Annotated in this window: 15 protein-coding genes and 1 tRNA gene; 7 read left to right on the top strand and 9 right to left on the bottom strand. The window is 51.0% G+C overall.

Features of this window, described 5'->3' with window-relative positions:
* Positions 1-6: 6 nt before the first annotated feature.
* Together rnhA and KDX31_07500 are read right to left on the bottom strand one after the other, a co-directional pair.
* Positions 7-453: a ribonuclease HI gene (rnhA, locus tag KDX31_07505; GenBank protein ID UTW04836.1), complete on the bottom strand. Its 447-nt coding sequence runs from the start codon at positions 451-453 to the stop codon at positions 7-9.
* Positions 437-1222, bottom strand: a complete 786-nt coding sequence (locus KDX31_07500; protein UTW04835.1) for a class I SAM-dependent methyltransferase — start codon at positions 1220-1222, stop codon at positions 437-439. The genes rnhA and KDX31_07500 overlap by 17 nt, the downstream gene beginning before the upstream one ends.
* A gap of 128 nt (positions 1223-1350) precedes the next feature.
* Here KDX31_07500 and gloB point away from each other — a divergent pair, with 128 nt between their 5' ends.
* The 7 genes from gloB (at position 1351) to KDX31_07465 (ending at position 9772) form a co-directional block, all read left to right on the top strand.
* Positions 1351-2124, top strand: coding sequence for a hydroxyacylglutathione hydrolase (gene gloB, locus KDX31_07495; protein UTW04834.1), 774 nt, complete (start codon positions 1351-1353; stop codon positions 2122-2124).
* A gap of 125 nt (positions 2125-2249) precedes the next feature.
* Positions 2250-3842, top strand: a complete 1593-nt coding sequence (locus tag KDX31_07490; protein UTW04833.1) for a LysM peptidoglycan-binding domain-containing protein — start codon at positions 2250-2252, stop codon at positions 3840-3842.
* Between the two features lie 23 nt (positions 3843-3865).
* Complete coding sequence (locus KDX31_07485) at positions 3866-4114, top strand: hypothetical protein (GenBank protein UTW04832.1); 249 nt, start codon at positions 3866-3868, stop codon at positions 4112-4114.
* A gap of 79 nt (positions 4115-4193) precedes the next feature.
* A complete protein-coding gene (locus tag KDX31_07480) occupies positions 4194-6014 on the top strand; it encodes an ABC transporter substrate-binding protein (protein ID UTW04831.1) in 1821 nt (606 codons plus the stop codon).
* Between the two features lie 5 nt (positions 6015-6019).
* Positions 6020-7123, top strand: coding sequence for a microcin C ABC transporter permease YejB (locus KDX31_07475; protein ID UTW04830.1), 1104 nt, complete (start codon positions 6020-6022; stop codon positions 7121-7123).
* 5 nt (positions 7124-7128) lie between these two features.
* Entirely contained in the window at positions 7129-8181 is a 1053-nt protein-coding gene (locus KDX31_07470; protein ID UTW04829.1) for an ABC transporter permease, read from the top strand.
* Entirely contained in the window at positions 8174-9772 is a 1599-nt protein-coding gene (locus tag KDX31_07465) for an ABC transporter ATP-binding protein (GenBank protein UTW04828.1), read from the top strand. The genes KDX31_07470 and KDX31_07465 overlap by 8 nt, the downstream gene beginning before the upstream one ends.
* 203 nt (positions 9773-9975) lie before the next feature.
* Here KDX31_07465 and KDX31_07460 read toward each other — a convergent pair whose 3' ends face one another.
* The 7 genes from KDX31_07460 to lon all read right to left on the bottom strand — a co-directional run bounded on the left by KDX31_07460 (position 9976) and on the right by lon (position 18454).
* The gene (locus tag KDX31_07460; GenBank protein UTW04827.1) at positions 9976-11100 is read right to left on the bottom strand and encodes a hypothetical protein; all 1125 of its coding nucleotides are present in this window, start codon (positions 11098-11100) and stop codon (positions 9976-9978) included.
* Positions 11101-11104: 4 nt separating this feature from the next.
* On the bottom strand, positions 11105-11842 hold the full coding sequence (locus KDX31_07455; GenBank protein UTW04826.1) for a hypothetical protein: 738 nt from the start codon (positions 11840-11842) through the stop codon (positions 11105-11107).
* A gap of 66 nt (positions 11843-11908) precedes the next feature.
* Positions 11909-12976 carry a glycosyltransferase family 2 protein gene (locus KDX31_07450; protein ID UTW04825.1) on the bottom strand — a complete coding sequence of 356 codons (1068 nt, stop codon included), beginning with the start codon at positions 12974-12976 and terminating at the stop codon, positions 11909-11911.
* Positions 12977-13474: 498 nt separating this feature from the next.
* Positions 13475-15355, bottom strand: a complete 1881-nt coding sequence (locus tag KDX31_07445) for a SurA N-terminal domain-containing protein (protein UTW04824.1) — start codon at positions 15353-15355, stop codon at positions 13475-13477.
* Between the two features lie 150 nt (positions 15356-15505).
* Positions 15506-15582, bottom strand: a tRNA-Asp gene (locus KDX31_07440).
* A gap of 39 nt (positions 15583-15621) precedes the next feature.
* Complete coding sequence (locus tag KDX31_07435; GenBank protein ID UTW04823.1) at positions 15622-15897, bottom strand: HU family DNA-binding protein; 276 nt, start codon at positions 15895-15897, stop codon at positions 15622-15624.
* Between the two features lie 127 nt (positions 15898-16024).
* Complete coding sequence (gene lon, locus KDX31_07430; GenBank protein ID UTW04822.1) at positions 16025-18454, bottom strand: endopeptidase La; 2430 nt, start codon at positions 18452-18454, stop codon at positions 16025-16027.
* Positions 18455-18457: the final 3 nt, after the last annotated feature.

Genomic DNA, 18457 nt, shown 5'->3' with positions numbered 1-18457 from the left:
GTTCACTTACGCCTGTTGCAGGGCCTGTTCGACCCCTCGGTTCGCCAACTCATCAGCCAGTTCATTACCCGGATGACCACTATGACCCTTAACCCATTTCCACTGAATCTGGTGACGCGCAGTCTGTTCATCAAGACGCTTCCACAGATCATCATTTTTAACCGGTTTCTTAGCCGAAGTTTTCCAGCCATTACGTTTCCACCCTGCCAGCCACTCAGTAATCCCTTTACGGACATACTGTGAGTCAGTCGTCAGAACAATCTCACAGGACTCTTTCAGCGCAGCGAGCGCTTCGATGGCAGCCATAAGCTCCATTCTGTTATTGGTGGTGTCTAACGCTCCGCCAAACAGTTCTTTGGAATGATCACCATATTGCAGCACGGCGCCCCACCCACCCGGGCCAGGGTTTCCCTTACAGGCACCATCGGTATAAATATTAATTTTTTTCTTCACTCATTCTTCCTCGGGCACCGCGGGTTGTTGGCTCAACCAGCGGCAAATTAATCAGCTTTCGCTTCTTCCATACAGGCTCAATCGGCGTCATCCCACCGACATCCTTGCGGGCAACCTGCAACATAAAGGCACCGCAATGTGATGAACAACGTCGGGTGATCGCATCAATCAACCGGCTCCGCTGACGCCAGGACTCTTTCTCAAATGGCAGCCGATAGTAATCAGACAGCTCCTTGACCACCGTTAATTCGAGTAGCGCCAGCCAGTCATGCATGCGCTGCGAACCGATAAAATGCCCCTGCCAGGGCACCGTTTCCTTATTCAGTTTGAGAGCGCGATAGACTCCCCACCAACTGATCGGATTAAAACCAATGTTCAACAGATACCCCCCGGGGCGCAAAACCCGGGCAGATTCACGCAGCACCTGATGCGGACTCTGCGCAAAATCGAGTCCGTGGTGCAGCAGCACCACGTCGATACTGTTATGTTCGAATGGCAGCTCTTCGTTCCGGGCGATCACAGCACTGTCCGATAACCCCAGCTCAGTGACCGGATTAACAGGGATCTGGTGACGCACCGGGCTTTCCCGGGCGAGATCGAGCCGGTTATCAAAACTTATTTGCAGCAAATGATAACCAAACATGGTGGGGAGCAGACGATCAAGCAACTCCCGCTCAGATGCCAGCAACTGCTGGCCCAGTTCTGTATCAAACCAGCTGCGTAATGCCGGCAACCACTCTCCGAGCGGCGGCTGTTGTTTAAAACCCATACATCATTGACCCTTAACGCTCCGGTTTGAATAGGTTAATCTTATAGTCAACGGGATGCACACTAGCCCCTTACTCTGCTCAATATGCACTACTATATCTGACAAAACCGATACAGCCGAGGCCTAAAATGTTTAATGTCATGCCGATTCCAGCTTTTAATGATAACTATATTTGGGCTCTGACTGTACCCGGTAGCGACAAAGTCGCCGTAGTAGACCCCGGCGATGCTGAAGCCGTCAGTCGTTTTCTGAACGAAAATAACCTGCAGTTAACTACCATCCTTATTACTCATCACCATCACGATCACACCGGCGGAGTTGCCCAGCTTTGCGCTGAGCACTCAGTTACTGTCTACGGCCCTGCTAATTCGCCCTTTGAGGGTATCACACACAAACTGCGCGATGGTGAGCAGATCAACCTGATGGGCCTGACCCTGAATATCCGTGAAGTGCCGGGGCATACCTTAGACCACATCAGCTACTATCTTCCAGGCGATGAGCCACAGCTATTCTGCGGCGACACGCTGTTCCTGGCAGGTTGTGGCCGACTATTTGAAGGCAGTGCTGAACAGATGCACCGGGCAATGGAATATTTCAAACATCTGCCCGATTCAACTCAGGTCTACTGTACCCATGAGTATTCGCTGGCCAATCTGGCCTTTGCGGCAGCGGTTGAACCCACAAACAACCACATTAAAGAAGCGATACAGCACTGCACCCAACTGCGCCAATCAGGTCAACCGACGCTGCCGACAGACATCGCCACAGAAAAGCAGATCAACCCCTTTCTGCGCTACAGTGAAGCTCCCATCAGACAGTCAGCAGAGCAGTTTGCCGGTAAACCGCTCACCTCGGAAGTCGCCATCTTCGCGATGATCCGGGAGTGGAAAAACCAATTCTGATCCCTCTCGGCCTCCTGAATGAGGCCAGGCCTTGATCTACCGCAGCCAGCCCCCAATAACTGTTGACCCTCTGCAACTGGCCCCATAAAATGCACCCTTTTATATTTTACAGGGTGCCACAGGCAATGCAGCGGGTCAGAAAATTTGTTGTACTCACCACTGCCGGGTTTATCCTAGCCGGCTGTCAGACAAACCAGCTTATCAGCCAGCAGGCGGAGCAAAGCGTTTCTGCTCAGCAACTGCAACAAACCCAGGCACTCAAACCGGCGGCCTCTACCCCAAGCACTTCGCAGCAGGAACAAGCGGCGTACACAGCCGATCTCTGGCAACTCACACGGCAACATATGCAACTCGACCTGGACTATGATGAACCACGGTTGCAGGCACAATTCAACTGGTATAAAAAACATCCGGAATATATGCAACGGGTCGCCAGCCGTGCGAGCCGCTATTACTACTACATTCTCGGCGAGGTTCTCAAGCGTGACATGCCCGCTGAGGTTGCACTGCTGCCCATCGTTGAAAGTGCATATGATCCTTTTGCCTACTCCCACGGACGAGCCTCAGGTCCCTGGCAGTTTATCCCCGGCACAGCTAAACATTTCGGGCTGAAAACCAGTTGGTGGTATGACGGGCGTCGCGACATTGTCGCGTCTACCGATGCCGCCCTCACCTACCTTCAGCAGCTACACAAGCGCTTCGGTAGTTGGGAACTGGCCCTGGCCGCCTACAACTGCGGCGGCGGTAATGTTTCAAAAGCGATACGGCGCAACAAAGAAAAGGGACTTGCCACTGATTTCTGGTCACTGAACCTGCCAAAAGAAACCAGTGCATATGTGCCCAAACTTTTAGCTGTTTCACGACTTATCCGGGATGCAGCGCAACACAATCTCGTCCTTGAGCCTCTGGCCAACAAACCAGTTTTTGAACAGGTTGAACTGGACAGCCAGATCGATCTGGCGCAGGCCGCTAAGCTCAGCGCCATCACGACTCAGGAGCTGTACCAGCTAAACCCGGGCTTTAATCGCTGGGCAACCGATCCAGATGGCCCACACCTTCTGCTTGTTCCGGCCAACACGGCAGAGCAGTTCCGCAACCGGCTGGCAGCACTCCCGGCGGAGCAGCGGGTCAACTGGACGCGACACAAAATAAGCAAAGGCGAAACCATCAGCACCATCGCCCAGCACTATAAAACGACCTCTTCCGTCATTCGCGAAGCCAACAAGCTCAGCGGCAATAATATTCGTGCCGGCAAGTATCTGCTGATTCCAAGCGCTAAGCATGAGTCAAGCGAATACTCTCTGAGCCAGTCACAACGCTTCAACCGCAAACAAAATCAGCTGGCACAGAGTGACCGCAATAAGGTCAGCTATCAGGTTAAACAGGGCGATAGCTTCTGGAAGATCGCGAAGAATAACAACGTCAGTGTGCGTGAGCTCGCGTCATGGAATCAGATGGCTCCGGGGGATCCCTTGCGGGCGGGACAAACCCTGTCAATCTGGAAGGCTGAGACTCAGCAGGGCCTCAGTCGGAGCGATCAGCAGCTAATCCGCCGGATCGGTTATTCGGTTCGCAGCGGCGACTCTCTGTTTGCCATTGCCGACCGCTTCCGGGTGTCCATCAACGATATAAAGCGCTGGAACAAGCTCGAAAAGAGCAAATACCTACAGCCAGGACAGCGGCTGACACTCTATGTTGATATCACCAAGGCCCGTTAATACAGCACCTCTGGAGGCAGGACATGGATGCACTCAGTATCGGAATCATTATCTTCGCAACGGTGACTGCACTGCTTTTCAAATTTATTCTCTATCATAAGATCTGCAACTGGATGGATAAGGACCTGATCTCCGGCCTGGCGGCCGGTAACAGTGACAAGCATCGCTTTCTTACCGGGCAACTGAAGCAGATGAAAGACAATAAAGTAAAACGCAAACGACAGCATCAGCTGCTGACTGAACTGGCCGCAGAATTTGAACAAAACAGCTGATCCGTACTCATATAACTAGCTATAACCAATTCCGCCTGTTATAAATTAACAGGTTATCAATCTGGCTGGATAATTACGGATGAATTTCAAACAGTTATCTAAGCAGATATCAACGCTTTGCCTGTTATCTGCATCTCTGATCTACACTCTCTCAACTCCGCTACAGGCGGCCACACCGCAACATGGTATCTCCATGTATGGCGACCTGAAGTACCCCCCCGGGTTTGCGCACTTTGATTACGTCAATCCCGATGCGCCCAAAGGCGGCAGTGTCTCTGAAAATGCCCTGGGCACGTTCGACAGCTTTAACGGCTTTATCATCAAAGGAGCGGCTGCCGACGGTATTGGTCTGATCTATGATTCACTGCTGAGCAAAGCTCAGGATGAGCCCTTTTCACTCTACGGTCTGCTGGCTGAATCACTGGAAGTCGCAGATGATCGCAGCTGGATTATTTTCAATCTGAACCCCAAAGCCCGCTTCAGCGATGGTCAACCAGTTACCGCTGAGGACGTGGTATATACGTTTAAACTGCTGCGGGAACAGGGCGCACCTTTTTATCAGTCTTACTACCGTGACATATCCAACATCGAGGCGCTTTCCGAACAGCGGGTTAAATTCAGTTTCAGCGTAAGCGAAAACCGTGAACTGGCAATGATTGTCGGCGAGGTCAGCATCTTACCCAAGCACTACTGGGAAGGGCGTGATTTCAGCAAGCCAGGACTGGATATCCCGGTAGGTTCCGGGCCCTATCTGATCGACAGCTTCGATGCCGGACGAACCATCACCTATCGCAGAAACCCTGATTACTGGGGTAAAGACCTGCCAGTTAACCGCGGTCGGTTTAACTTCGCCAGTATCCGCTATGACTATTACAAAGACGGCAACGTAGCCCTCGAAGCATTCAAAGCTGGTGAATACGAATTCCGCCAGGAAACCTCATCCAAGCAGTGGGCTACCGGTTATACCGGTGCTGTGTTTGATGAAGGAAAGATTATCACCCGCAATCTGGTGCATGAAAATCCAACCGGGATGCAGGCATTTATACTCAATACCCGTAAGCCCTACTTCTCAGACGCCCGGGTAAGAGAAGCACTGGCATACGCCTTTGATTTCGAATGGACCAACCAGAATATCTTCTATAACGCCTATACCCGCACTCATAGCTTTTTCTCCAATTCGGAAATGGCGGCAACTGAGCTACCGACGGAAAAAGAGCTACAAATTTTTGAACCAATCCGTGACAAGGTGCCTGAAGAGGTATTCACAACAGTCTACAAAGCGCCCTCAACCAACGGCGAAGGCAATTTTCGCCGACAACTTCGTACCGCTCTGCGGTTGCTGAAAAGCGCCGGATGGGAACTGAAAAATGGCCTCCTGCTGGGGCCGGACGGACAGCAGATGACGTTTGAAATTCTGCTGATTCAACCGGCTTTTGAGCGCGTGGTAGCACCCTTTGCCCGCAATCTGGAACGCATGGGAATAAAGCCCACAATCCGTATCATTGATGCTTCGCAGTACATTAACCGGGTGCGCAGTTTTGATTTTGATATTATTGTCAGCGGTTTCGGACAGTCGACCTCCCCCGGTAACGAACAACGGGAGTACTGGCACTCTTCAACAGCGGACCTGCAGGGCAGCCGTAACCTGATCGGCATTAAAAACCCGGCAGTCGACTATCTGGTAGAGCAGATAATCCAGGCACCCGACCGGGAGCAACTGGTACTTCGCACCCGTGCGCTGGACCGGGTGCTTCAATGGAATCACTATGTCATTCCGCAGTACCACATCAACAGCTACCGGGTCGCTTACTGGGATAAGTTCGATTTTCCCAGCGTCCGCCCCAAATACTCTCTTGGGTTTGATACCTGGTGGGTTAAACCGGAAAAAATGGAGCCGTAATCTGAATGGCAGCTTATATCCTGCGGCGTCTGCTGCTGATAATTCCTACACTGCTGGGTATTCTGACCATCAACTTCCTGATCGTCCAGGCCGCTCCGGGCGGCCCGGTTGAGCAAACCATTGCCAACCTGCAGGGACTGAATGCCAGCGCCACCTCTCGCTTTGATGGATCGTCACAGTCGGATCTGAGCAGCGCAACCACATCATCTTCATCGGATAACAACAGCACCTACCGGGGAGCCCGGGGGCTTGATCCGCAACTGATCAAACAGATTGAAGCCCAGTTCGGTTTCGATAAACCGGCTCATGAGCGCTTCTTTCAGATGCTGAAAAACTATCTGGTGTTCGATTTCGGAGAGAGTCTGTTCAGTGGCAAGAAAGTCACCGACCTGATTATTGAGAAGTTACCGGTCTCTATCTCCCTCGGACTCTGGACAACCCTTATAACCTATCTGGTTGCGGTGCCTTTAGGGATTAAAAAAGCGGTGCGTGATGGCACACCGTTCGATGTCTGGACCAGTTCGATGATTATCGTTGGTTACGCGATCCCAAATTTCCTCTTCGCTATCCTGCTGATCGTATTATTCGCCGGAGGTACATACTTCAGCTGGTTCCCACTCAGAGGGCTGACTTCACCGGATTTCGACCAACTCACTCTCTGGGGACAGGTTAAAGACTATTTCTGGCATATCACCCTGCCGGTACTGGTGTCGGTGATTGGCAGCTTTGCCACCCTCTCGATGCTTACCAAAAACTCCTTTCTCGATGAGATTAACAAGCAGTATGTTATCACCGCACGGGCAAAGGGGCTGACAGAGAACCAGGTTCTGTATGGCCATGTATTCCGCAACGCAATGCTCCTGATTATTGCCGGCATGCCAGCCGCACTGATCGGTATCTTTTTCACCGGATCGATGCTGATCGAAGTGATATTCTCCCTCGATGGCATCGGTCTGCTGGGTTACGAAGCCGTTATTAAGCGGGATTATCCGGTTATCTTTGGCACGCTGTACATCTTCACACTGATTGGTTTGTTGCTTAAACTGGTCAGCGATCTGACCTATGTTGCGGTTGATCCCCGAATCGATTTTGAAAGCAGAGAGAACTGAGCAGTATGCTGAAGCGGTTCAAAACCAGAAAGATCAGCCCTGTTAACCAGCGCAGATTACAAAACTTCCGCAATAACCGGCGCGGCTACTGGGCGCTATGGATATTTCTCACACTCTTTCTGCTCAGCCTGTTTGCCGAGCTGATCGCCAACGACAAGCCGTTACTGATCCGCGCAGATAACAGTTTCTATTATCCGGTGCTGGTAAATTACTCAGAACTCGCCTTCGGAGGAGAGTTCGACAGCTTCGCTGATTACAAAGACCCCTATATACAGGACCTGATCGCCGATAAGGGGGGCTGGATTCTCTGGCCTCCGGTTCGCTTCAGCTACCAGACAATCAATCACGACCTGCCGGTTCCCGCTCCATCACCACCCAGCATGGACAATTTGCTGGGCACCGATGATCAGGGGCGGGATGTACTTGCCCGAGTGATCTATGGCTTCAGGGTATCGGTACTATTCGCCATCACCCTGACCCTGATCAGCTCAGTAATCGGGGTTGCCGCCGGCGCCGTTCAGGGCTTTTATGGAGGCAAGACAGACCTGTTTTTTCAACGTTTTATCGAAATCTGGTCGGGAATGCCGGTGCTCTTCCTACTGATCATTCTGGCCAGCATTGTGCAGCCCAACTTTTGGTGGCTTCTGGGAATTATGCTGCTGTTTTCCTGGATGCAACTGGTTGATGTGGTACGCGCTGAATTTCTGCGCGGCCGTAATCTCGAGTATGTCCGCGCAGCCAGAGCACTGGGCCTGAGCAACCGACTGATTATGTTCCGTCACATACTACCCAACGCCATGGTAGCAACACTGACCTTTATGCCGTTTATCTTCAATGGCTCGCTGGTCACCCTCACCGCACTCGACTTTCTCGGTTTTGGCTTGCCGCCAGGCTCGGCATCACTGGGCGAGCTGGTCGCACAGGGAAAAGCCAACCTGCATGCCCCCTGGCTCGGACTAACCGCCTTTATATCACTGTCAGTGATGCTGACGCTGCTGATATTTATCGGCGAGGCGGTTCGCGACGCTTTTGATCCCCGGAAGGTGATGAATGACTGAGACCCTGCTTTCGGTACGTAACCTGTCCGTCCGTTTTGGCCAGAACAACCACCGGGTTGATGCTGTAAAACAGGTCAGCTTTGACATTAAGGCGGGTAAAATTATGGCGCTGGTCGGCGAATCCGGCTCGGGCAAATCCGTCACCGCGATGTCGATTCTCAAGTTGCTGCCCTACCCTAAAGCCAGCCATCCCGGTGGGGAAATTTTATACCGGGGTAAAAACCTGTTACAGAACAGCGAGACTGAGATGCGCGCGCTACGCGGCGACCGGATTAGTGTGATTTTTCAGGAACCGATGACCTCACTCAATCCGCTGCACAATATCGCCCGCCAGATTGGCGAGACATTATTGTTACATAAGGGACTGACAGGCCTACAGGCCCGCGAGAGAACACTTGAGCTGCTAAACCTTGTCGGTATTAAAGAACCGGAGAAACGTCTTAACAGCTACCCTCACGAGCTTTCAGGAGGCCAGCGTCAGCGGGTCATGATCGCCATGGCACTGGCCAACGATCCCGAACTACTGATTGCAGATGAGCCCACCACCGCACTGGACGTTACCATCCAGGAACAGATACTCGAGCTGCTGCAATCGCTGCAGCAAAGGTTGGGCATGTCGGTACTGCTGATCACTCATGATCTGAATATCGTCCGCCGCTATAGTGATGATGTCTGCGTTATGTATCAGGGCTCAATTGTTGAAAAGAACAGCACCACTAAGCTGTTTGCCGATCCTCAACACGCCTATACCCTTAAACTGCTCAATGCCGAGCCTACCGGCCAGCCTCCGCCTGTGGCGAAGAGCGGCACGCCAATACTGCAGACAGATAACCTTAAAGTATGGTTTCCGGTTAAGCGGGGCATACTAAAGCGCACCGTTGACCATATCAAAGCGGTTAACCCCTGCAACATCCAGCTGCATACCGGCCGCACTCTGGGCGTGGTTGGTGAAAGCGGCTCAGGCAAAACCACGCTGGGACTGGCAATACTCCGACTGCTCCACTCAGAAGGCGGCATACAGTTCGACGGTACCGCGATTGATCAGCTCAACCAGAGCGAGATCAAACCACTTCGACGCAAAATGCAGATCGTGTTTCAGGACCCTTACGGCAGCCTCAGCCCGCGCATGTCGGTATCAGAGTCACTCAGCGAAGGCCTGGAGATTCATAACATTGGTTTACCGACAGAACGGGAGCAACTGATTATTGATGCTCTGCGGGAGGTCGGCCTGGAACCTGACGACCGGCACCGCTACCCCCATGAGTTTTCCGGCGGACAGCGACAGCGGATTGCAATCGCCCGGGCCGTGATCCTTAAACCGGAACTGATTATCCTTGATGAACCAACCTCTGCACTGGATCGCACCGTACAGGCGCAGATAATCGAACTGCTGCGTGAACTGCAACAGCGATACAAGCTCAGTTATATCTTTATCAGTCACGATCTGGCCGTCGTCAAAGCCCTCAGCCATGACCTGCTGGTGATGCAGCAGGGTGATGTCGTTGAGCAGGGAGCCGCCGCTGACATTTTCAGCAACCCGACCCACAGCTATACCCGCCGGCTACTCGAGGCCGCCTTTGCTACAGGCTAAACGCAACGCTCTGATTCCATAACGAAGAACAGACTAACTCCAGAGTACCGATTACGTTTTTGAACTACCCTACCACATACGGACAGGGCTCTGTTATTGTCGGGATCCAAAACGACCGATATCCGTTAAGCGATATCTATTTTACTCAGACCTGACGTTTAAAGAAATTCTGCTTATATCTGATGGATTGCTTAATCTATCAATTAGGAGTCACCACTGGAGTCCGGAAAAACAAGCTCGTCCAGCCATATTTCAAGCCGTCTGACCGCCATGTCATAACCACGACTATCAGCCTTATCACTTGCAGCAAACTCCACATCTGTATACAAGGCTTCGCATGCGGCATAAATACTGGCCGCAAACATTTCTGAATCACCCTGCCAAACGACAGTGCGGTGCCGCAAGCCAAGCTCTTTAGCACGCGCGGCATTACGTTGTTGCTCGGGCTGATCTGTCAGCACCAGAATGATTGGACGATCATAGACCTGAGCTATCGATAAGGCTGCCATACCCGGTGCTGAAATGATCAGTGAACTGCTGGCAGCGCGGGTTGCCCAGTCAGCATCTTGAGCCACCCAGCCAGGCCGGTTAGCCATCCCTTCGCCAACAAAGTGAGCAGTGAGACCTGTATCAGCAATGCCCCGCTCCAACGCTGCGGCTAGTGCGGCATCGCAAAAATGCGGATTCAGATACACCGCAACGTGCACTGGGGTTTGATCAGATTGAATATTTCCCGGCTTTACCACAGCAACTGGGGTAGGTATACGAATGGTGTTTCCTACCCGCTCTGCCGTGGGGCAGTATGCAAAATCATGTTCCAGACGCGCTCTGGCACGATTAATTTGGAACGCAATAATACGGCTGTACAGCCTCGCTACAATAGCTGGAATACGCCCATCAAAGTTAGTTTCCAATGCCTGCCGCAGACTGGCGCCATAGATGTGAACTACCTTGTGCCGCCAAATGGGTAAACATCCCATAAACAACAGGGCTGGATGAAATGAGTCATTGAGCACGAGGTCATTTTCACGAAGCACATGGCGTAGTTTAAATATGTCTCGCACCATGCGATTAGGGTGAAAGATATAGCCTGCTACATTAGCATCTGTTGCATCACGCAACATATTTTGCTGCATATCAAACTGCACAGAGTAATGACGCGACAACACTGTCGCAGTCAGGCCAAAGCCAGCTAAAAACAACTGACCTTCATCTGATGTGGTAATGAGCTGTACGCTGACTCCCCGGGCTTGCAGTGCATGAGTGAGCAACTGTGACCGCATCAGATGACCTCTGGCATCGGCTGTGGCCAGGTAGGCAATACGCATACACTTAACTCCTGTCCGGCCGCAGTCTAAAAATCAACCCGATTAAAAGCAGTCCAATAGCGCCAGTCACTGACCAGGAACGATCAATAGTACGGATCTCATCCAACATCTTTTTAAATGCCAATTGCTCATAGGGCTCTATCAGGCGGGTTAAAGTATCGCTGCAAAGTCGAACATGCCTGCCCTCGTCCGCCAGGACGCGAACCAATAACGGCTGCAAAGGGTGTGATTCGGGCATTTCATTGAGCAATAGGACATGACGCTCCAGCACGCGAGTCGCCATCTGTTCCGCGCACAACCCGATGGCAAATGCGGGTACCAGCAAGCCGTTAGCGAATGACGCCTCATAGCAACGGGCTATAGCATGCCATTGGGCTATTTTGCGGCGACTTAACCAGTCTGGCTGCGCATGACTGTAAGCCTCATTATCTTCACCACGCTCAGCCAGTGCCGCACCAAAGGCCCGAACATGCTCCTGCTCTTCAGCTAAGTGCTGATCCATTTGCTGCACCAACCAGTCTGGTGGCTCGGTGACGAGATCACGCTGAAGCGCTATCTCAGTTGCCTGTTCACCAATAAGATAGATACGCAGCAACAACCGCTCACCTGCGTTACTTGAATGAAGCTGGCGTAGCGCCGCTCGTTTGATGTCGTTTACCCATTGAGCTTGCAAACGTGGCCATCCGGGTAACGCGGGCGGGGCGAAGCTATCTTGCAATAACGGTGAAGTATCAGTATTCATAAGCATCAGGCTCCAAATATGCCAACGTAAATTCATCTAGCGGACTCGCGACTTTGTGTTTCAAGCTCATTTAGATGGACCATGATAGGATAAAGCCTGAACGTCACCACCGTCTTTGCCACGCGGAAGGCGCAACCCCAAACCGCGCATCAGAGCACCACTCATATCCAGGGCGGAGAAGCAGATAATTAAGAATATTGCAGCTATCCAGCGAAGCCCGGATACCGCTGGTTGATCCTGATTATTGAGGGCTCGCATGCTAAAACCCAATCGGGCAATCAATGCACATAACGGTCCGATAGGGCCACTTCGCGACAACCATTGCAGACCTGCAGGCATGTAGCTTTGCACCAGGAATGGTGTGAGCCCACAGGTGTCCTGCCCGCGCAACCATCTCAATTTAAGTATGTCACTCAAACTATCGGGAAAGCGATGAACAGTGTGAGCTTTAGCCGCGTAATGTAGCGTTATACCCTGCGATTGCAGCTGCAGACCGAGAACCTGACAATGAGCCCGGTAGACACTGTCTAAATCCTGGTAATGATATTCAGCAAAAACATCACGGCGAAAGACAACGTTATTGGCGTAGAAATTACGTGTGGCGCCCTCTGCCAGAGGGCTTGGAAAATACATAAAATCAAGCGTTGTCAGTGCTGTGCCAGCAAGATTAGATGCGTAGCTGGTACGGCCTGCCACCGCACCCAGAGTGTTATCATCTATAAATGGAGACAACAGCTCAGTTAACCAGGTCGGTGCCGGCACGCAATCAGCATCAGCAAAAACGACCCATTTACAGCGTTCAGGATTCGTGGCAGCAAACCCCGCATTCTTAGCATGATAGTAGCCTGTACTTGAATCTATCAGCACAAAATCGATGTGACGCCCGGCTATATCTTCCAGAACTCCACGGGAAGACTCATCCAAACCATCGTGTGTAATGACTATTTGCGCAAGTGCCGTCATTGGAATGCTTTGTTGTGTCAGTAGTCCGGTCACCCGTTTCAGGCTGCTCACCACCTGTTCATAATTTTCACCGCCGCGCAGGTTATTGGTTTCTAATACGAGCGCTGTTTGACTTGCCACATTATTCAGCGCTGTGTTTTTTTCTAATGCAATGCCGCTAATTGTTTCCATTTTCAGAATAAACTCCTTTTATAAAAGCGGTTGATCCATATTAGTCTTAGATCTTTAGAAATCAGGCCGTCTGTTAATTTGTCCTGACAAAGGACCGCTGCGATAAACAGTGTTACTACAATGTAATCAGAGGACCGGGGCTTTGCCTGTTTAGTTAAATCCGTTTGATTTCAGCCCATCGCAGCAACTGAATCCGCATATCCAAAGCTTTCAAGTTGTGTCTTTCCCTTTGGGAGAGTTTTATTGAAACTCACTGTCAGTAAAAATCACGGAGCTTAAGTTTTCGAACTCATCACGCTTTATGATTTAGCTGAAAGACTGAATGCTGCAGGACTTAAAACAAACCTTCCATAGTCTGTGGTTGCCATCTGATCTCCTTGGCGTGATTTTAATATTACACAATTGACCTATTATTGTAACTCCATACTTATAAACAATAACCCGGTGCAATAAAAAAGGCTGCATCCGCAGCCTTTTTACTATGGATTCCGAAACCAATCAGAGCCTTTCAACCTCGGCAGCCTCTTTGCGTGCTTCCGTCATCGCCTGGTAATCAAACTGGCCAGCACGCTGACTGAGAATATTACGCATCGCTTTTTTCTCATCATCCGATACCGCAGACAGATCAGGTTCGTTAACCGCAGTTACCGCAACGATTGCCCGGGCTCCATCATTGAGTGCGATCAAAGAGTAGGATGCGCCCTGCTCCGGCTTAGGCAGCTTAAACGCTGCAGCCATAACTTCTGCAGGCTGATCGCGATCCCCACGACCAACAGCCTCTGCCATCTGCCACTCAGTTCCGTTGATGGGCTTGCGCTCAGCACCCTGCTGCAGCTTTTCAAGCTCTGACGCCAGAGAGGCCTGCAACGCTTCGCCTGCTTTTTGTAGCGTCAGGATATCAGTGATCTGCGGCTTAACTTCCTCTTCACTCAGCTGACGCGGACGGATATGCTCTTTAACACGCAACACCATCGTACGACCCGAATCCAGCTCGATCGGATCACTGTTCAGGCCATCCCGAATCAGCTCCTCATTAAAGGCGGCGCGAATAACCCGTGGATTGGCAGTGATATCATCATTTCCGCCCTGACGACTAAAAGGAGCCGCTTCGACAATATTCAGCTTCAGCTCAGCAGCCGGTTCCTGCAGATCACCAGATGAGAATGCCAGATCGGTCAGCTGTCCAACCTGCTCAACGTAGATCTGCTCAACTTTATTTTCCATCTGCTCAGCGATAAGTTGGTCCTTAACCTCCTCGAATTCCGGAGCCTCTGACACTGTCAGACCGGTAAGCCTGATGATGTGATAACCGAATGCAGTACGCACTGGCTCAGACACCTCTCCAGCTTTCAGAGCGTAGACAGCCTGTTCAAACGGACCGTCGAGCATGCCCTGCTGATAAACCCCCAGATCACCACCGGCAGGAGCTGAACCAGGATCATCAGACTCAGCCTTTGCCAATTCAGCAAAATCTTCACCTGCCGCTAACCGCTTTTCAAGATCCTGCGCCTTAGCCAGCGCAGCGGCATCATCAACGCTGTCAGAAACTTCGATCATGATATGGGATACCATGCGCTGTTCTTCAGATTTGAATACCGCTTTCAGCTGCTCAAACTGCGACTGCAACTCAGCATCATCGATGGTTACCTCTTTTAGAAGGTCCGCCTTATTGATCAACAGGTACTCGATAGCAACCTGCTCATCGGTCATAAAGTCCTGCTGATGAGCATCGTAGTATTCGCTCAGATCCGCCGGAGTGAGAGAAACCCCTTCCATGTAATCCTGCAGTCCCACAGTAACATAAGCGATGTCACGGGTTTGCCGATCCAGCGCCATAACCCTTTCCGCTTCACTATCCAGAACAAATGCAGACAGCATATATCCGGAGCGCTCATAGCTGATAAGACTCTCTTTACGCAGCAGATTCTTATACATCATTGGCGTCAGCCCCGCATTTCGCAGTACCGCCTGGTACCGATCGGGATTAAATACACCATCGACTTTAAAATCCTCGGTATTGACGATCATCTGATCCAGTGCCTGATCAGCGATCTGCATATCCTGACTGGTTGCAGACTGCAGCAGAATCTCCTGTTGGATCAGATTGTCCAGTGTCGCCTTACGAATAAGATTATCATCCAGCAGGGTTGGATCTGCATTTTCACCCATCTGCGCCAATAGCTGACGACGTTGCAGGTCAGCTCCCTGCAACACATCCCGCTCGCTAATCTCTTCACCATTCACGGTAGCGGGGGCGTTTGAACCTGAGGTCAGACTGACCAGGGACTCCACCCCAAATAGTGCAAAGGTGACGATGATCAGACCAACAATGATCTTGGCAACGATTCCCTGGGAGTTATCTCGGATATTCTGAAGCATGATGCCTCTTGGCCTCTAAGGTAATGTACAAATAGAAAAAAAGGCGCATCCTGACAGGATGCGCCTTTTATATGTTTGGCAATACGGAACCGTTTGACCGGTTTTCGTTACCCAGAGAACACTAACCATAACTGTCAGCGATCTCACATTTGGCGGAACGGACGGGACTCGAACCCGCGACCCCCTGCGTGACAGGCAGGTATTCTAACCAACTGAACTACCGCTCCGGGTGCCAGCGATCCTTACGGATCAGGCGCTAGCTTTTCTTACTTATTTACAGCGTCTTTCAATGCCTTACCAGGCTTGAAAGTAGGCAGAGTCGCAGCAGCGATCTGAATAGGCTGACCAGTCTGAGGGTTACGACCAGTACGTGCAGCACGCTCCTTCACACCAAAAGTACCGAAGCCTACCAGTGCAACAGAATCACCCTTTTGAAGAGCGCCGGAAATAGATTCCAGTGTAGCATCCAGTGCGCGGCCAGCAGCAGCTTTTGGAATATCCGCAGAAGCTGCGATTGCGTCGATTAGTTCAGATTTATTCACATTGTTCCCCTTATATGAATCGTTTTTATATTCTGTAGCCCATGCCCAGCAAGTTGACGGACAATTTATACCAAGCCTGCAAATCAGGTGTCAAGCGGGTTGCAGCCAGATTTGCCACTATTTTGTGTTAATGTGGTTTTATTTGTCCCCGCTCATTTTTTGCTTGCTTTTTCTTTTCAGAAAAGCTTGCTTTTTGCTCCTCAGTCAGCGGTTCAGGACTGTATTTCAGGGCAATTTGCAATACTTCGTCTATCCATTTAACCGGACAGATTTCAAGGTCTGCTTTGATGTTTTCAGGAATTTCCTTCAGATCACGCTTGTTCTCATCCGGAATAATAACTGTTTTGATTCCACCACGATGGGCTGCCAGCAGCTTCTCTTTCAAGCCACCGATAGGCAGTACCTGCCCACGCAAGGTGATCTCTCCGGTCATCGCTACATCGGAGCGGACCGGAATATTTGTCAGGACAGATACTAATGCAGTACACATCCCGATACCAGCACTTGGTCCATCTTTTGGTGTTGCACCTTCAGGCACATGGATATGGATATCGTTTTCCTCATGGAAATCAGGATTAATACCCAGCGATTCCGCCCGGCTGCGAACCACAGTCATAGCGGCCTGAATCGATTCCTGCATCACCTCGCCAAGGGAACCGGTGCGAATCTGACGACCTTTACCAGGCACGACAGCGGACTCAATGGTGAGGATATCACCACCGACTGAGGTCCACGCCAGACCGGTCACATGACCGATACGATCCTGCTCTTCGGCAACACCGAAGTTGCACTTGCGTACACCCGAATAATGCTCCAGATTCCCGCTATTAGCGACAATCGAAGCGTTCTTATCGTCACCCAGTGCGATCTCTTTAATCACCTTCCGGCAGATCTTAGCGAGCTCTCTCTCCAGTCCCCGAACACCTGCTTCGCGGGTGTAATAGCGGATCAGATCGGTAACCGCTTCATCTTCGATCGTCAGTTCATTTTTCTTCAGACCATTCATCTTAATCTGCTTAGGTATCAGATACTTACGCGCTATATTAAGTTTTTCATCCTCGGTGTAACCCGGAATACGAATGATCTCCATACGGTCCAGCAGCGGGCCGGGAATATTCATGGAATTTGAGGTACAGACAAACATCACATCTGAGAGGTCGTAATCGACTTCCAGGTAGTGGTCATTGAAAGTGCTGTTCTGTTCAGGGTCGAGTACTTCCAGCAGTGCTGAAGCCGGATCGCCACGCTGATCCATACCCATTTTATCGATCTCATCGAGCAGGAACAGCGGGTTTTTAACCCCCACTTTAGACATCTTCTGAATCAGCTTGCCTGGCATCGAACCGATATAGGTACGGCGGTGTCCCCGAATTTCGGCTTCATCCCTGACGCCACCCAGCGCCATACGCACATACTCACGATTAGTTGCCCGTGCGATCGATTGACCCAGAGAGGTTTTACCCACACCCGGAGGCCCCACCAGACAAAGGATAGGCCCTTTAAGCTTACGCACCCTGCGCTGTACCGCCAGGTATTCAAGAATGCGGTCTTTGACCTCTTCGAGGCCGTAATGATCTTCGTTGAGAATGACCTCTGCACGCTTCATATCATGACGCAGTTTAGAACGCTTCGACCATGGGATCTGCAGCATCCAGTCGATATAGCCACGCACAACAGTCGCTTCAGCTGACATCGGAGACATCATCTTCAACTTGTTGTATTCATTGAGAGTTTTATCTAGCGCTTCCTTCGGCATACCCGCTTCATCGATGCGTTTTTTCAACTCTTCGATATCGGTATTGCCGTTTTCATCCAGGTCGCCCATCTCTTTCTGAATCGCTTTCATCTGCTCATTCAGATAGTACTCTCGCTGGCTTTTTTCCATCTGCTTCTTAACCCGGCCACGGATCCGTTTTTCAACTTCAACCAGGTCGATCTCAGATTCCATCAGCGCCATCAGATGTTCCAGACGCAGCTTATCATCCAGAATTTCTAATATTTTCTGTTTTTCATCCAGCTTGAGAGACATATGCGCGGCAATCGTATCCGCCAGACGGCCAATCTCATCAATCGAACCCAGCGAGGTCAGAACCTCAGCCGGAATCTTTTTATTCACCTGAACAAAACGCTCAAACTGATCCAGTGCAGTACGTTTATAAATCTCCGCTTCACTGTCACTGACTTCGCTGACCGGTAAAACAGTTACATCTGCAGTGAAGTGGGTATCAGTGGTATGCAGGGTTTCTATACGCGCACGATAATCACCTTCAACCAGAACCTTTACAGTGCCATCCGGGAGCTTCAGCATCTGCAGCACGCTCGCGACTGTGCCGATAGAAAACAGATCACCGCCTACAGGCTCATCATCCGAGGCATTTTTCTGAGCAATCAGCAGAATTTCCTTATCCTGCAGCATCGCGGCTTCAAGGGCCTGAATAGATTTTTCTCGGCCTACAAACAGCGGGATCACCATATGAGGGTATATAACAACATCACGTAGCGGCAAAACCGGCAACGTGGTGGTAGTGATCTCTTTATCATTCTCGAGTGGTGCCATAAT

The organism is Amphritea atlantica (assembly GCA_024397875.1).
GTDB lineage: Bacteria > Pseudomonadota > Gammaproteobacteria > Pseudomonadales > Balneatricaceae > Amphritea > Amphritea atlantica_B.
This window is presented reverse-complemented; position numbering and strand designations above follow the sequence as displayed.

What these genes read in the sequence shown, in the direction of transcription:
- KDX31_07500 (UTW04835.1), bottom strand. Translation starts at nt 1,222, where the DNA reads ATGGGTTTTAAACAACAGCCGCCGCTCGGAGAGTGGTTGCCGGCATTA.
- KDX31_07460 (UTW04827.1), bottom strand. Translation starts at nt 11,100, where the DNA reads ATGCGTATTGCCTACCTGGCCACAGCCGATGCCAGAGGTCATCTGATG.
- lon (UTW04822.1), bottom strand. Translation starts at nt 18,454, where the DNA reads ATGGCACCACTCGAGAATGATAAAGAGATCACTACCACCACGTTGCCG.
- KDX31_07485 (UTW04832.1), top strand. Translation starts at nt 3,866, where the DNA reads ATGGATGCACTCAGTATCGGAATCATTATCTTCGCAACGGTGACTGCA.
- KDX31_07480 (UTW04831.1), top strand. Translation starts at nt 4,194, where the DNA reads ATGAATTTCAAACAGTTATCTAAGCAGATATCAACGCTTTGCCTGTTA.
- KDX31_07475 (UTW04830.1), top strand. Translation starts at nt 6,020, where the DNA reads ATGGCAGCTTATATCCTGCGGCGTCTGCTGCTGATAATTCCTACACTG.
- KDX31_07450 (UTW04825.1), bottom strand. Translation starts at nt 12,976, where the DNA reads ATGGAAACAATTAGCGGCATTGCATTAGAAAAAAACACAGCGCTGAAT.
- KDX31_07470 (UTW04829.1), top strand. Translation starts at nt 7,129, where the DNA reads ATGCTGAAGCGGTTCAAAACCAGAAAGATCAGCCCTGTTAACCAGCGC.
- gloB (UTW04834.1), top strand. Translation starts at nt 1,351, where the DNA reads ATGTTTAATGTCATGCCGATTCCAGCTTTTAATGATAACTATATTTGG.
- KDX31_07490 (UTW04833.1), top strand. Translation starts at nt 2,250, where the DNA reads ATGCAGCGGGTCAGAAAATTTGTTGTACTCACCACTGCCGGGTTTATC.
- KDX31_07445 (UTW04824.1), bottom strand. Translation starts at nt 15,355, where the DNA reads ATGCTTCAGAATATCCGAGATAACTCCCAGGGAATCGTTGCCAAGATC.
- KDX31_07465 (UTW04828.1), top strand. Translation starts at nt 8,174, where the DNA reads ATGACTGAGACCCTGCTTTCGGTACGTAACCTGTCCGTCCGTTTTGGC.
- KDX31_07455 (UTW04826.1), bottom strand. Translation starts at nt 11,842, where the DNA reads ATGAATACTGATACTTCACCGTTATTGCAAGATAGCTTCGCCCCGCCC.